The 13970-nt window shown below is 66.9% G+C and carries 16 protein-coding genes; 10 read left to right on the forward strand and 6 right to left on the reverse strand.

Going from position 1 to position 13970, the window contains the following annotated elements; translation table 11 throughout:
• Nucleotides 1-265: 265 nt before the first annotated feature.
• Nucleotides 266-1387: a phosphoserine transaminase gene (gene serC, locus ACFWVD_RS08150; RefSeq protein ID WP_379241297.1), complete on the reverse strand. Its 1122-nt coding sequence runs from the start codon at nt 1385-1387 to the stop codon at nt 266-268.
• A gap of 109 nt (nt 1388-1496) precedes the next feature.
• Between serC and ACFWVD_RS08155 the strand changes: the two genes are divergently transcribed.
• The gene (locus ACFWVD_RS08155; protein WP_379241298.1) at nt 1497-2129 is read left to right on the forward strand and encodes a hypothetical protein; all 633 of its coding nucleotides are present in this window, start codon (nt 1497-1499) and stop codon (nt 2127-2129) included.
• 37 nt (nt 2130-2166) lie between these two features.
• Here the strand turns inward: ACFWVD_RS08155 and ACFWVD_RS08160 are convergent, their stop codons facing one another.
• Nucleotides 2167-2964: a polysaccharide deacetylase family protein gene (locus ACFWVD_RS08160; RefSeq protein ID WP_379241299.1), complete on the reverse strand. Its 798-nt coding sequence runs from the start codon at nt 2962-2964 to the stop codon at nt 2167-2169.
• Nucleotides 2965-3225: 261 nt separating this feature from the next.
• On the opposite strand from ACFWVD_RS08160, the gene ACFWVD_RS08165 reads away from it, so the two are divergent.
• On the forward strand, nt 3226-3543 hold the full coding sequence (locus ACFWVD_RS08165) for a type II toxin-antitoxin system Phd/YefM family antitoxin (protein ID WP_379241300.1): 318 nt from the start codon (nt 3226-3228) through the stop codon (nt 3541-3543).
• Entirely contained in the window at nt 3540-3947 is a 408-nt protein-coding gene (locus ACFWVD_RS08170; RefSeq protein WP_379241301.1) for a type II toxin-antitoxin system VapC family toxin, read from the forward strand. The genes ACFWVD_RS08165 and ACFWVD_RS08170 overlap by 4 nt, the downstream gene beginning before the upstream one ends.
• A 95-nt stretch (nt 3948-4042) precedes the next feature.
• On the opposite strand, the gene ACFWVD_RS08175 is transcribed toward ACFWVD_RS08170, so the two are convergent.
• Nucleotides 4043-5164 carry a citrate synthase 2 gene (locus ACFWVD_RS08175; RefSeq protein ID WP_379241302.1) on the reverse strand — a complete coding sequence of 374 codons (1122 nt, stop codon included), beginning with the start codon at nt 5162-5164 and terminating at the stop codon, nt 4043-4045.
• A gap of 76 nt (nt 5165-5240) precedes the next feature.
• Here ACFWVD_RS08175 and pdxH point away from each other — a divergent pair, with 76 nt between their 5' ends.
• The 6 genes from pdxH to ACFWVD_RS08205 all read left to right on the forward strand — a co-directional run bounded on the left by pdxH (nt 5241) and on the right by ACFWVD_RS08205 (nt 10334).
• Entirely contained in the window at nt 5241-5945 is a 705-nt protein-coding gene (pdxH, locus tag ACFWVD_RS08180; RefSeq protein WP_379241303.1) for a pyridoxamine 5'-phosphate oxidase, read from the forward strand.
• A gap of 35 nt (nt 5946-5980) precedes the next feature.
• Nucleotides 5981-6232 carry a hypothetical protein gene (locus ACFWVD_RS08185; protein WP_379241304.1) on the forward strand — a complete coding sequence of 84 codons (252 nt, stop codon included), beginning with the start codon at nt 5981-5983 and terminating at the stop codon, nt 6230-6232.
• A gap of 72 nt (nt 6233-6304) precedes the next feature.
• A complete protein-coding gene (locus tag ACFWVD_RS08190; RefSeq protein WP_379241306.1) occupies nt 6305-7588 on the forward strand; it encodes an MFS transporter in 1284 nt (427 codons plus the stop codon).
• A gap of 155 nt (nt 7589-7743) precedes the next feature.
• Nucleotides 7744-9057: a citrate synthase gene (locus ACFWVD_RS08195; protein WP_379241307.1), complete on the forward strand. Its 1314-nt coding sequence runs from the start codon at nt 7744-7746 to the stop codon at nt 9055-9057.
• A 70-nt stretch (nt 9058-9127) separates the two neighbouring features.
• The gene (locus tag ACFWVD_RS08200) at nt 9128-9487 is read left to right on the forward strand and encodes an FKBP-type peptidyl-prolyl cis-trans isomerase (RefSeq protein ID WP_379241308.1); all 360 of its coding nucleotides are present in this window, start codon (nt 9128-9130) and stop codon (nt 9485-9487) included.
• Nucleotides 9488-9710: 223 nt separating this feature from the next.
• A complete protein-coding gene (locus ACFWVD_RS08205) occupies nt 9711-10334 on the forward strand; it encodes a hypothetical protein (protein ID WP_379241309.1) in 624 nt (207 codons plus the stop codon).
• 48 nt (nt 10335-10382) lie between these two features.
• Here ACFWVD_RS08205 and ACFWVD_RS08210 read toward each other — a convergent pair whose 3' ends face one another.
• Nucleotides 10383-11537 (reverse strand): hypothetical protein, encoded by a 1155-nt coding sequence (locus ACFWVD_RS08210; protein WP_379241310.1) that lies wholly within the window; start codon nt 11535-11537, stop codon nt 10383-10385.
• A 176-nt stretch (nt 11538-11713) separates the two neighbouring features.
• Here ACFWVD_RS08210 and ACFWVD_RS08215 point away from each other — a divergent pair, with 176 nt between their 5' ends.
• Complete coding sequence (locus ACFWVD_RS08215) at nt 11714-11866, forward strand: hypothetical protein (RefSeq protein WP_379241311.1); 153 nt, start codon at nt 11714-11716, stop codon at nt 11864-11866.
• Between the two features lie 29 nt (nt 11867-11895).
• On the opposite strand, the gene ACFWVD_RS08220 is transcribed toward ACFWVD_RS08215, so the two are convergent.
• Nucleotides 11896-13269 (reverse strand): sensor histidine kinase, encoded by a 1374-nt coding sequence (locus ACFWVD_RS08220; protein WP_379241312.1) that lies wholly within the window; start codon nt 13267-13269, stop codon nt 11896-11898.
• On the reverse strand, nt 13266-13961 hold the full coding sequence (locus tag ACFWVD_RS08225) for a response regulator transcription factor (protein ID WP_379241313.1): 696 nt from the start codon (nt 13959-13961) through the stop codon (nt 13266-13268). The genes ACFWVD_RS08220 and ACFWVD_RS08225 overlap by 4 nt, the downstream gene beginning before the upstream one ends.
• Between the last annotated feature and the right edge of the window lie 9 nt (nt 13962-13970).

A 13970-nucleotide genomic window follows, 5' to 3' on the forward strand; every position in this document is an offset into this window, starting at 1 on the left:
ACTACTTGGCCACCGCAGCAGACACGCACACTTAAATCGCGCGCCGGGACTGCCCAGGGGGCTAATCTGATCGGCTCCCCGCACGAATTCCGCTTGTGTACAGGGGTTTTGGTGATGGATCAACATCAAATATCGAGACCGAGATCTGTCGAAAACGCCGCGAATATTGCGAATGTGTGCTGTGTCGGTTCAAGGGGTCGGACAAAAGGCCGGTGCCCGACAACCGAAAGAGGTTGCCGGGCACCGGCCCGATGTCGGTCTTATCTCAGAGCTGGCCGACGACCCAGTCGATCGAACGGGTCAGCTGCGAAACATCTTCCGGATCGATCGCCGGGAACATGCCCACGCGCAGCTGATTACGGCCCAGCTTGCGGTACGGCTCGGTGTCCACGACGCCGTTGGCGCGCAGGATCTTGGCCACCTGCGCCGCGTCCACCGCGTCGTCGAAGTCGATGGTGCCCACGACCTGCGAGCGGTGCGCGGGGTTGGTCACGTACGGCGTCGCGAACGCGCTCGACTCGGCCCACGAGTACAGGCGTGAGGACGAATCCAGGGTGCGCTTGGTGGTCCAGTCCAGGCCGCCGTTGGTGTTCATCCACTCGATCTGATCGGCGAACAGCAGCAGGGTGGCCAGCGCCGGGGTGTTGTAGGTCTGGTCCTTGGAGGAGTTGTCGACCGCGATCGGCAGCGACAGGAACTCCGGGGTCCAGCGACCCGACTCCTTGATCTCGGCAACCCGTGCCAGCGCGGCCGGGCTCATGATCGCGATCCACAGGCCACCGTCGGCGGCGAAGCACTTCTGCGGGGCGAAGTAGTAGACATCGGAATCGGCGATGTTCACCGGCAGACCGCCCGCGCCGGAGGTGGCGTCGATGGCGATCAGGGCGTTCTCGGAACCGACCGGACGCGACACCGGGATCGACACACCGGTGGAGGTCTCGTTGTGGGCCCAGCCGATGAGGTCGACGCTGGGATCCGACACGGGCTCGGGCGCGCTGCCCGGCTCGGCCTTCACCACGATCGGGTCGCCGATGAACGGGTTGCCCTTGGCCACCGAGGCGAACTTCGAGGAGAACTCACCGTTGGTCAGGTGCAGCGAACGCTCACGGATCAGGCCGAACGCGGCGGCATCCCAGAACGCGGTGGTGCCACCGTTGCCCAGCACGACCTCGTAACCGTCGGGCAGGGAGAACAGCTCACGCAGGCCGTTGCGAACGCGAGCGACCACGTCCTTGACCGGCTTCTGGCGATGCGAGGTGCCGAACACCGAGGCGCCGACAGTCACCAGGGACTGCAGCTGCTCCGGGCGCACCTTGGACGGGCCGCAACCGAACCGTCCGTCGGCGGGCAAGAGGTCGGCGGGAATGGTCGGGAACGCACTGGTCATGGGGGCGAGTTTAGTGGTGCGGGAATCCGGGATCGCGGGGTGGGTGGCGCTGACCGGGAGTGCGGGGAATTTGCCCTTACCGACAGACCATCCGCACTACTCTCCAGCTATGAGCCTTGTTGCGGTCGATTCCGGGCGGAGCCTGTTCGACCGGTGGGTGTGGGTGTTCGGTCGACGGCCGGGGTTGCTGTCCGAAGGCGCTCGACGGGAGTTGCTGATCAGGGGGTTGGCGGCGCAGGCCAGTGTGTTGTCGGTGCGCAGTCGACGCGGGGAAGGCGGATACCGGTTCAGCGTGCGGGTTTCGGTGCCGGGGGAGTTGGCCTACGACGCGCGGGTTCGGCAGCGGGTTCGTAGCCAGGACCTGGAGTGGATGCAGCCCGGCGACGTCGTCGGCTGCCGGGTGGACCCGGGCGACCGGGAACGGGTGGTGCTGTTCGTCCCCGAGCTCCCCGAGTCGGGCCGCAAGGCCGCGGCCAAAATCCTGGCCAACGGCCGCCGAGCCGAAGCGACCGTGCTCGCGGTCGCCCCGATCGCCGCCGACTACACCGGGCGCGACGACCCGGTCCTGCGCCTCGATCTGGAAATGCGCGCCTGGGACGAACCGTTGCCCTGGCGGGTGCGGTTGATCGCGCCGGTGCCGTTGAGTGCCATCGGGCAGATCGAGCTCGGAACCCGTTTGGAGGCAGCGTTTTTCACGGTCGACCGTGGGGCGTCGGTCGCGATCGACTTCAGCGCGCTCTGACTTTCGCCGATCAAGTCAACGGGCCCACATATGAGGCCTACAGGTGGACGAAGGTGAAGCCGGCTGCGCGTAAGGCCGGGATGGCGGCCGCCATGCCTGCCGCGGTGCCGGAATTCGGCCGGTGCATGTGGGCCAGGGCGATTCCGCCCGGTGTGGCCGCGCTCATCGCACGCTGAACCTGTGCTGCCGACGCGGTGGCACCGAAGTCGGCGTTGACGGTGAAACCCAGTGGGGTCTCGCCCAATTCATGACAGATCGCGACCGCGACCTCGTCATAGTGGGCGGTACCGGCCCGGAAGAACCGCGGCGCGCGCCCGGTGAGCTGCGTGATCCGCTCGTGGTTGTCCCACACCTCATACGCGGCCTCCTCGGCCGAACCCGTCCCCGCGATCCCATACGCGGCCCGCCCCGACACCGACAGCGGCTTGTGCGCCCCACCGTGATTAGCCAGCTCGAACAGCGGATTCGCAGCCAGTCGCTGCACGCGAGTCGGGTCCGCATCGACCCACCGCTTGTTGAGGAACAGGGTGGCCGGAACCTGCTCGACGGTCAGAAAATCGATCAGCGCCTGATCGATACCGCTGTTGCCGTGCCCGCCGCACGCGTCGAGCGTGAGCGCGAACTGCTTCCCGGCCGCGGGAAAGCTACTGGTGATTCCGGGCAGGTCAACGCCCCATTGGTGCGGGGCCGTTCCTGCGTATCGGGCAGCTACTTGCGCGGGGGAGAAGGTCGGCGCCGCCTCCGCAGTGGCGACAGGATGCGCGCTGACCGGCACGACAGGCTTCAGCGACGTACTGCTCGTGCCATCGGACACCACCGAATCACCCTGCGCCACAGTACATCCGGTAGCAAACCCGGCCGTGAGGGCAGCGCACACGCCGAGCATTCGACGCCGAGACAAACCATTGCTGTACACAACCCACTCCTCACGAGAACGCCCACCGACCACGCGTTCGCTGGAATGTTATCGCCGAGCCGATCCACACGCGATTCGAACACGTTCGCGCAGGTAAATCGGTTAGATATGGCAAGTAGCTGACAATGAACCCCCCGCTGATATCGGCATGATGTCAGGCATTCGCGTATCATGTCAGACATGACCGAGCCATTGTCAGACACGATGATCACCATTCGTGAGCTGCAGCGCAACGCTGCCGACGTGTTCGACCGAGCCCGTCGCGGACAGCACTTCACCGTCACCCGCCACGGCGAGACTGTCGGGCGAATTCTCCCGCCGGACCCGGCCGAGGAAGCGATCGAGCAGGCCATCGCCAATGGGATCTTGGACCCCGCGATTCTCGACCAACTCCCCACGGGTCACGACACCGCCGCGATTCCGCGAGAACCGTCCCCGCCAGGGACCAGGCTGGGCAGCGAAGCGATCATCGCCCTGCGTGACGAGCACACGCGGTGAAGTTCCTGTACCTGGATAGTTGTGCGGCCATCAAGTTGTTCAAAGACGAGGTCGAGTCCGAAGCGTTGGAGGAGTGGCTGGTCGAACAATCGCCGGACAGGCAGATCACCAGCCAGCTATCGCGCACCGAAGTCCGCCGAGGATTGCACGCATGCGGTGCGCGTCCTGACGCGCACCTGCGCGCCGACCAGTGGCTGCAGCGCTGCTCGCACGTAACCCTGACCAGCGCGGTCTACGACAAAGCAGGCCAGCTCGCTCCAGGGACCACCCTGCGTTCACTGGACGCCATCCATGTAGCAGCCGCGCTCGAACTAGGTTCAGCCCTCGCGCATTTCGTCACCTACGACAAGCGGCTGGCCGCCTTCGCCGAGCAGTGCGGTCTGCCCGTCGTGTCACCGTCGTGATCGGCTGGAGAAGCTCGACCACGAGGACCGGCAACTCGGACGAACTTCGCCGCCGAATCTGTTGCTGGGCAATGTGATTCGACGGCGAGGCGCAATCAGGCAGGCTGAATGGTCGACCAGCCCGGAACCTCTTCCGGGGTGCGCGGTGCGGGCCCGGTGTAGATGGCGGCGGGGCGGACCAGCTTGCCCAGTTGCTTCTGTTCGAGGATGTGCGCGCACCAACCGGCGGTGCGGCCGCAGGTGAACATCGCGGGCATCATGTGGGCGGGGACCTCGGCGAAGTCGAGGATGACCGCGGCCCAGAATTCGACGTTGGTTTCGATGGCGCGGTCGGGGCGGCGTTCGCGCAGTTCGGCCAGGGCGGCCTGCTCGAGGGCTGCGGCTACCTCGTAGCGGGGGGCGTCGAGGCGCTTGGCGGTGGCGCGGAGCACACGGGCGCGGGGGTCTTCGGCGCGGTAGACGCGGTGGCCGAAGCCCATCAGCTTCTCTTTGCGGTCGAGGATGCCCTTGACCAAAGCCCTTGCGTCGCCGGACTTTTCGACCGCTTCGATCATCGGGAGCACGCGGGCGGGGGCACCGCCGTGCAGCGGGCCCGACATGGCGCCGATCGCGCCGGACAGCGATGCCGCCACATCGGCGCCGGTGGAGGCGATCACGCGGGCGGTGAAGGTGGAGGCGTTCATGCCGTGCTCGGCCGCGGACACCCAGTAGGCGTCGATGGCCTCGGTGTGGCGCGGGTCGGGGTCGCCCTTCCAGCGGGTCATGAAACGTTCTGTAACAGTGTCACATTCGTCGATCTTGCGCTGCGGGACGGCGGGCTGGTAGATGCCGCGCGCGGACTGGGCCACGTAGGAAAGAGCCATCACCGAGGCGCGGGCGAGGTTGTCGCGGGCGGTCTCGTCGTCGATGTCCAGCAGCGGCTCGTAGCCCCAGATCGGGGCGAGCATGGCCAGACCGGCCTGCACGTCGACGCGCACATCACCGGTGTGCACGGGCAGCGGGAACGGCTCGGCGGGCGGGAGGCCGCGGCCGAATTCGCCGTCGACCAGCAACGCCCACACGTCGCCGAAAGTCACTCGGTCGGCAACCAGATCCTGGATGTCGACGCCGCGATATCGCAGGGCGCCACCGTCCTTGTCCGGCTCGGCGATATCGGTGGTGAAGGCGACTACGCCTTCCAGTCCGCTGACGAAATCCTCGGGTACCGAGCTGGTCATGGCGACTCTCCTTGCAGGGGCATGGCGATACTTGAGCACCATAGACCTGAACAGGCCTGCGGGTAGTGTCGGCCCTATGCGTGACCTGGACCCCCTCGCCGCCGCTGCGCCCGACCTCGCCGCGATGCGCGTGGACTACGGCAACCCGCTCGTCGCCCCCGCCGACGAACCCGATCTCGACCCGGACTGGGTAGCGGATGGTTGGGAACCGTTGTTACGCAACTGGATCGAACAAGCCAGACGTCTCGGCGTCGCCGAACCCAACGCGATGGTCCTGGCCACGGTCTCCCTGACCGGCCCCGCCCCCCGACCGGTAGCCCGCACGGTCCTGTGCAAAGGCCTCTCACCCGAGGGCGTCACCTTCTATACGAACTACGACTCGGCCAAAGGCACCCAACTCGCCGCCGACCCGTACGCCGCAGCCAGCTTCGTCTGGCCCGCCCTGGCCCGACAGGTCCACGTGCGCGGAGTAACCGAACGCGTCCCCGCCGACGTCACCGCGGCCTACTGGGCGCAACGACCCCGGGAATCCCGCCTCGGAGCCTGGGCATCACAACAATCCCGCCCCATCGCCTCCCGCGCCGACCTCGACCGCACACTGGCCGAAACAACCGCACGATTCGCCGACGTAGACGACATCCCCGTCCCACCATTCTGGGGCGGCTACCTACTACGCCCCGACGAGGTGGAGTTCTGGCAGGGCAGACACGGTCGCCTCCACAACCGAATCGTGGTCCGCATCGACGGCGACAACACTACGGTCGAACGCCTACAGCCGTAGTCCGACCGACGGGCGGCAGCGAGGAATCAGCGCAGGTGGGAGCCATGATGAGCGGGCGGCTACGCACCGAAACCGCTGAATTCGCCGAGTATGACGTGAACGCTCCGGGTGTATTTCCCGAAGGTGCGACGAGGGTCGTTCGCGTTCCAGTGCAAGGTCCTGCCGGGTATTCGATCAACGATGCCGAATATGAGTACACCGGCAAGCGGGCGGCGATGATCATTTGGAAGCGGCGTATGGAGGCTGGCGGGCAGTGGCCGAAGACCTTCTTCTTTGCCAGTGGGTAGCAGGATTCGGGTGGGCAATCTCACTGAGTAAATCGTGGGATGTTTTGGGTGACAGTGGCTAACGTGCGGTGAGTGAAGTTGCTCGCCGACACGGAACCCCTGCGTAATCGCGATTTTCGCAGGCTGTGGACCACCAACATCGTCACCATGGTCGGGGCGCAGCTGTCGGTGGTCGCGGTGCCGCAGCAGATTTTTCAGATCACCGGCAGTTCGGGGTATGTGGGGCTGGCGGGGCTGTTCGGGCTGGTTCCGCTGGTGGTGTTCGGGCTGTGGGGTGGGGCGCTGGCGGATGTGATGGATCGGCGGACGCTGCTCGTCATCACCACAGCGGGTACGGGTCTGACGGCGGTCGCGTTCTGGGTGCAGGCCGCGCTCGGGGTCGACAATGTGTGGCTCGTGCTCGGACTGTTCGCCACTCAGCAGGCGTTCTTCGCGGTGAACCAGCCGGCTCGCAGCGCGCTGATCGCCCGGCTGTTGCCGCCGGAGCAGATGGCCTCGGCCAGTTCGCTGAGCATGACCGTGGCGAACGTCGGGATGATCGCGGGGCCGGTGTTGGCGGGGCTGCTGATTCCGGTGATCGGGCTGGCGACGCTGTATCTGATCGACTCGATCGCGCTGCTGGCGACGCTGTGGGCGGTGTGGCGGCTGCCCGCGTTCCCGCCGACGGGAGAGCAGCGGCGGGCGGGCTTGCGCACCGTGCTCGACGGGTTCCGCTATCTGGCCGGACAACGAATCCTGCTCGCCTCCTTCGTGATCGACCTCATCGCGATGGTGTTCGGGATGGCCCGCGCGCTGTTCCCGGAGATCGCGCACGAGACCTTCCACGACCCGGTCGAAGGCGGCTTGGCGTTGGGTCTGCTGTTCGGGGCGTTCGCGGTGGGGTCGGTGCTGGGCGGGGTGTTCTCCGGGTGGATACCGCGGGTGCGCAGGCAGGGTCTCGCGGTGGTGGTGTCGGTGGCGGTCTGGGGCCTGATGATGGTCGGGTTCGGGCTGTCGGTCGGGTTGGCCGGGCGGTGGTTCGGGCTCGAAGTGTGGCTGTGGATAGCGCTGGCGTTCCTGGCGTTGGGCGGTGCGGCGGACATGGTGTCGGCGGCCTTCCGCACGGCCATGCTGCTGACCGTGTCTTCCGACGAGATGCGCGGCCGCCTGCAGGGCGTGTTCATCGTGGTCGTGGCAGGTGGGCCGCGCGTCGGTGATGTTGCCCACGGTTTCGCGGCGGCCAGTATGGGTACTGCTGTGGCTGCTGCCGGTGGTGGCGTGCTGGTGGTGATCGGGGTGGTTGTGGCCGCGCTGGCGTTCCCCGCCTTCGTGCGTTACCGCGTAGCTCGCGCACATGCCGACGTGGTGGTGAAATAGGCCGGTCGACCTCACCGCCGAAAGCCGCCGGTGTGAGAACCGGACAGGGCAACCCTGATTGCTCGTCTCCACGCGACAACAGCTAGCGTTAGGCGCAAGCGCACCTGTGCCGACCGCACAGGTGCCTACGGTTCTAGCCTGAGAGGGATCCTTCCGTGCCCGCTGAGAACATCACCAACGTCACCGAAGACGCCAAGGCGGTACTGCAGTACCCCGGTGGCGAGTTTCCTGTCTCGGTCACCCAGGCCGCGGAAGGCAACAACGGGCTCGACTTGGGCAAGCTGCTTGCCAGTACCGGCTACGTCACCTATGACCCCGGTTTCATGAACACCGCGTCGACCAAGTCGGCGATCACCTACATCGACGGTGAAGCGGGCATCCTGCGCTACCGCGGTTACCCGATCGACCAGCTGGCGGGCCGCTCGACCTTCATCGAGGTCAGCTACCTGCTCATCTATGGCGAGCTGCCCACGCAGGCCCAGCTCGACGATTTCACCGATCGCATCCGTCGCCACACGCTGCTGCACGAGGACCTCAAGCGGTTCTTCGACGGCTTCCCGCGCAACGCGCACCCCATGCCGGTGCTGTCGTCCGCGGTGAACGCGCTGTCGGCGTACTACCAGGACTCGCTGGATCCGCGCGATCCCGAGCAGGTCGAACTGTCGACCATCCGTCTGCTGGCAAAGCTGCCGACCATCGCGGCCTACTCGTACAAGAAGTCGGTCGGTCAGCCGTTCCTCTACCCCGACAACTCGCTGTCGCTGGTGGAGAACTTCCTGCGGATGACCTTCGGGTTCCCGGCCGAGCCGTACGAGGTCGACCCCGAGGTCGCCGCGGCGCTGGACATGCTGCTGATCCTGCACGCCGATCACGAGCAGAACTGCTCCACCTCGACCGTGCGCCTGGTCGGCTCGTCCGACGCCAACCTGTTCACCTCGGTGTCCGGTGGCATCAACGCGCTGTGGGGCCCGCTGCACGGTGGCGCCAACCAGGCCGTGCTGGAGATGCTCGACGAGATCAAGGCCAACGGCGGCGACGTCAAGGAATTCATCCGCAAGGTCAAGAACAAGGAAGACGGCGTGAAGCTCATGGGCTTCGGGCACCGCGTCTACCGCAACTACGACCCGCGCGCGACCCTGGTCAAGCAGGCCGCGGACAAGATCCTGTCGAAGATCGGCGGCGACGACCAGCTGCTGGACATCGCCAAGCAGCTCGAAGAGGCCGCGCTGACCGACGACTACTTCGTGTCGCGTCGCCTGTACCCCAACGTCGACTTCTACACCGGCGTGATCTACCGCGCGATGGGCTTCCCGACCCGCATGTTCACCGTGCTGTTCGCGATGGGGCGCCTGCCGGGCTGGATCGCGCACTGGCGTGAAATGCACTCCGAGCCGCTGAAGATCGGACGCCCGCGTCAGATCTACACCGGTTACGGTGAGCGTGATTACTATGAAATCGGGAATCGCTGACCGGCAGTTTCTGCCACCAGCATTCACCCCGCAACTGCGGGGATGAGCCACTATCGAAGGGGATAGCCGCATGACCAAGCCGGAGATCGAATTCCAGGAGGGCCCCGCGCCCACCGAGCTCGTCATTACCGACCTCATCGAGGGCGAAGGCAAAGAAGCGGTGCCCGGTGGCACGGTCGAGGTGCACTACGTCGGCGTCGAGTTCGACAACGGCGAGCAGTTCGACTCCTCGTGGGACCGTGGCGAATCCATCACCTTCCCGCTGCGTGGCCTGATCCAGGGCTGGCAGGAAGGCATTCCGGGCATGAAGGTCGGCGGCCGTCGTCAGCTGGTCATCCCGCCGGAGCTGGCCTACGGCCCCGCCGGTGCCGGCCACGCGCTGTCGGGCAAGACCCTGGTCTTCGTGATCGACCTGCTCAACGCCAGCTAGTACCGCGGCTTTTCGGCCCGTGTCTCCTGTGGGAGGCACGGGCCGTTGCTGTTTCAGGGGGCAGGGGATCGGGTTGTCGGAGCCCCCGGGTACTGTGCCCGGTGTCGGGGCTGCTGTGCGCTCCCGTGTGATTCGGTGTCAAACGCGTTGTCCATGACAGTGACTTTGTTCGATTCGCCCGGGGCCGGGTTCTTCGGGAGTGTCGGGAGGGAGATTCTCGATCATGTTCCACCACAAGCTTTTTCGCCGTGCGTTGGCGGTGACGTTGCCCGTCGCGGTGGCGGTGAGTCTGGCCGGTACCGCCGCGGCGGACGTCGATCAGCAGGCGCAGTTCGCGGCCGGGTTGTCCAGTACGGGTGAGGGGTTCCGCACCACCGTCGCCCCGGATCTGAAGACCGTGTCTGCCACGGTCGACGAAGGCCGGTTCGTGCTGGCCCCCGATGCGACCGTGGTCGTGGAGTCCGCGACCGGTGCCCCGATTGGCCACATCCCCACCTCGTTCAGCACGGTCGGCGGCAACACGATCAAGCTCGCCGCCGAGATCGCGGCCGACGGTCGCAGCGTGCGGGTTTCGCCGCAGCTGAACACCGCCGCGACAACGGAACTGAAGGCCATCGCGACCGCGCCCACCGCCCAGTTCCCCGACCCGGTCCACAACGCCGCCGCCATCGGCGCGGGCATCGGCGCGATCGTGGCCGCGGTGGTGTGTATCCCGATGATCACCACGATGATCCTGTACCTGCCGTGCGTCGGCCTGGTGGGTCTGCCGAACGCGTTGATCGGCGCGTTGATCGGCGCGGTGGTCGGGTTGGCCGCGCCGGATGTCATCCCGCAGGTCCTGCCCTGAGTGTGAAAACCCTTGCGGCCCGGTCTCATTCGACCGGGCCGTGCTAGTTCACTCGCGCACGACCTCCACCGGGTCGGTCAGTGCCAACGCCAGCGCGGACTGCTGGGACTGGCCGCGTGGGGGCAGCGATTCCAGGGCCTTGGCGGTCTGGGTGTTGAGGTTGCCGACGATGTTCTGCAGGGCGCCGACACCGCCGGTGAGTTGTTCGACGGCGGAAAGGAGTTGGGCGCCACCCTGTTCGGCCAGGGTCGGCAGGCCCTTCGCCAGTTCGGCGCCCTGGGTGAGTTGGTCGCGGGCGCTGTTGAGGCGGGCTACGACGGTGCGCAGGAGGGTGCCCAGGTCGGTGTTGGGATCTACTGCGGCGCCGGTCAATTCGCTCAGGCCGTCGAGCTGGGTGCCCGCTTGTGTCGAAACACCGCGTAGCGCTTCGAGTTTGGTGATCACGTCGGCCAGTTGGGGGTCGCCGGCGAAGGGGAGTGACTTCATCAGCGGCAGGATCTGGTCGAGACCCGAGCCCAAGGCGGCGGCGCTGCTCTGGACACCGGCGATGGTGACGCCGGTGGCGCTGAGGGCGTCGGCCAGTTGGGTGGCCTGTTTCGCGGCGCCGTCGACAGTCTGGTTCAGCAGTTCGATGGCCGAAGTGAGTTCTCCCGCACCCTGCTTCGCGAAGTCGAGGAAGCCGAGCATCTCCTGCGCGCCCCCGCTGAATTGGCCCGCGCCGTCGGCGGCGGCGTTCACGCCCGCGCTCAGTAGCTGGCCGGTGAACTGGACCGAGGTCATCTGGTTGCGGGCCTGGGCGACTGCGGCCAGTGCCGCGTCGACACCGGAGGCGCCGATGCGGTGGGTGACCACGTCGACCGCGCCGTTCACGGTGTTCGCGTCGGCGCTGTCATGGCTGGTCACGGTGATCTTCGCGCGCTTGGGCTCCGGGGTGGCCAGCGTTGCCATCGAGGAGGTGAGGTCGGCGGGCAGGGTGATCACTGCGGCGTAGTCGGCGGGATCGACCTCGCCGGGCTTCGCCACGGTCCATTCGTAGCCGCCCGCGTCCTGCACGGCCTTGGCCACGCGCTCGCCGGTCGGGCCGGAATCGGCGTTGACCAGGGCGATGCCGGTGGGCGCGGAGTCCTGGCTCGAGCAGGCGGCACCGCCTGCCAGCACGAGTACGGCGGCGAGGCAAAGTACGGCGGTGCGTTTGTCGATCACAGCGGCGACGGTAACCGCCGACCTCGGTCCCGCAGGTGGGAGAGCTCTGAGAGTTCGTTGAGGAACGGGTTCCGCCCTGAACGTCGCTTCAGTCGCCAGACGTTAACTGTGCGGTATTCTCGCGAGTGTCTTCACCCGCGCCGGTCAGGCGCGGAACTCACGAGAGTGGAGGTTCGATGTCCCACGATGACAAGGCCACCGGCAAGATCAAGTCCGAGGCCGAGAAGATCGAAGCGGAAGCGAAGAAGGCAGCTAGTGACGTCAAGGACGCCGCCGAGCGCGCCGCCGACAAGGTAAAGGGCGCGTTCAAGAGCGACGACAAGAAGTAGGCGCAAGCTCTCAGCCCCGTATCCGCGGATCACCGCGGGTGCGGGGCTTTTGCGTGGTCGGGTAGGTCGATGACCAGGCGGGCGCCGCCCAACGGGCTGTCTTCGAAGTAGGCGACGCCGCCGTGTAGCTGAGCTTGCTGGGCGACCAGGGCCAGGCCCAGACCCGAACCGCCCTTGGTGGCGTTGCTGCCGCGAACGAACCGGGCGAAGACCGCCTCGCGTTCGGCGGGGGCCAGACCGGAGCCGTTGTCGTCCACGGCGATCACGATGCGGCCCTGCGCAGTGCGATGCGCCGACACCACGGCGTCGGTGGCGCCGCCGTGCTTCACCGAGTTGGTCAGCGCGTTGTCCACGGCCAGGCGCAGGCCCGCGGGCAGACCGCGCGTGACCAGTTCGGTGTCGGTGTCGATGCGCACCGACAGGCCGGGGTTGTGGCGCATGGCGTCGTGGGCGGCCTGATCGCACAGATCGGCCACATCGGTGGGCACGTGATCGGTTTCGGCGGTGAGGTCGCCGCGGGCCAGGCGTTCCAGCGCGGTCAGGGTGGTCTCCACGCGGGTTTCGTTGCGGGCCAGGTCGTCGAGGATCTCGCGGCGTTGCTCGTCGGTGAGATCCAGGGTGCGCAGGACCTCGAGGTCGGTGCGGATGGCGGTGAGCGGGGTGCGCAGTTCGTGCGCGGACACCGCCGCGAAGTCGCGGGCCGTTTCCAGGGCCGCGGCGGTGTCGGCTTGGGCCTGATCGACGCGGGCCAGCATGGTGTTCACCGCGTCGGCCAACTTCACCGCCTCGTCGACGCCGGACCCGTCGACCTGTTGCACGGGCCGGTCCGGCGCGCCGACCTCCGACACCTGCTTGGTGAGCTTCACGATCGGCCCGACCGCGCGCCCGGCCAGCAACCAGCCCAGCGCCGCCGCGGCCGCCACCGCGATCGCGGCACCCGCGAGCACCCACCGCTGCTGGTCGGCGGTCGCCTTGGCCGCCTCGGTGGTCGGAATCGCCAGCGAGACGGTGCGGCCCTGCGGCTGATTCTCGGTGGTGGTGAGCACCCGATACGGCTGCTTGTGCAGCTGCACGGTCTGCGAGCCCGGCGGCAGATCCGGTAGCTGGGTGGAACTGGACGCGGTGACCTGGCCGTTGTCGCGCACGGTGAGCGCCATGGTGTTCTGCAGACCGGTCAGGTTCACGAAACCGGTGGCAAGGACCGGCTCGATCAGCACGATGCGCGACGCGATTTCCAGTTGCTGATCGGTTTGGGTGACGTTATTGCGTTCGATGGCCTGAAAACCGACGAATGCCGCGATCGTGACGATGATGACCGCCCCCGCCGCGGCCGCCCCCGCAACCCGCATTCGCAGCGAAAACGATTGTCTGCGACGATGTTTCAGTGCGGGGGTGGAGATCATTTCGATTCCCGGAGGACGAATCCCACCCCACGAATCGTGTGCAAAATCCTTGGGGTGTCATCTATTTCGAGTTTCCGGCGCAGGTATCCGACGAACACATCGACCACATTCGTATCGGCTATGAAATCGTAACCCCACACCAATTCCAGCAGCCGTTCACGCGTCAACACCACACCCGCATTGCGGGCCAGGGTGGACAACAATTCGAATTCCCTTTTGGTGAGCTCGATTTCGCGTCCGTGCAGCAGCGCGCGATAGCCCGCGACGTCGATCATCAACGGGCCCAGCGTCAGCGCGCCGGGTGCCACGGGGTCGGGCGTGTCGGTGCGGCGGCGCAGCAGCGCCTTGATCCTGGCCACCAGCTCGGCCAGCTCGAACGGCTTCACCAGGTAGTCGTCCGCGCCCGACTCCAGACCCGCGATCCGGTCGTCCACCGACGCGCGGGCGCTGAGCACACAGATGGGCACGTCGTTGCCGATCGCGCGCAGGGCGGTGACCACGCCCGCACCGTCGAGCACGGGCATGTTCATGTCGAGCACGACCGCGTCGGGCGCGTGTTCGGCCACCGCACGCAGCGCGGCACCGCCGTCGCGCGCGACCAGCACCCGGAACCCGGACAGGCGCAGGCCGCGTTCGACCGAGGCGAGGACATCCTCGTCGTCATCGACGACCAGGACGGTAGATGTGGTCACGTGGTGATC

The organism is Nocardia sp. NPDC058666, from assembly GCF_042714895.1.
Lineage (GTDB): Bacteria > Actinomycetota > Actinomycetes > Mycobacteriales > Mycobacteriaceae > Nocardia.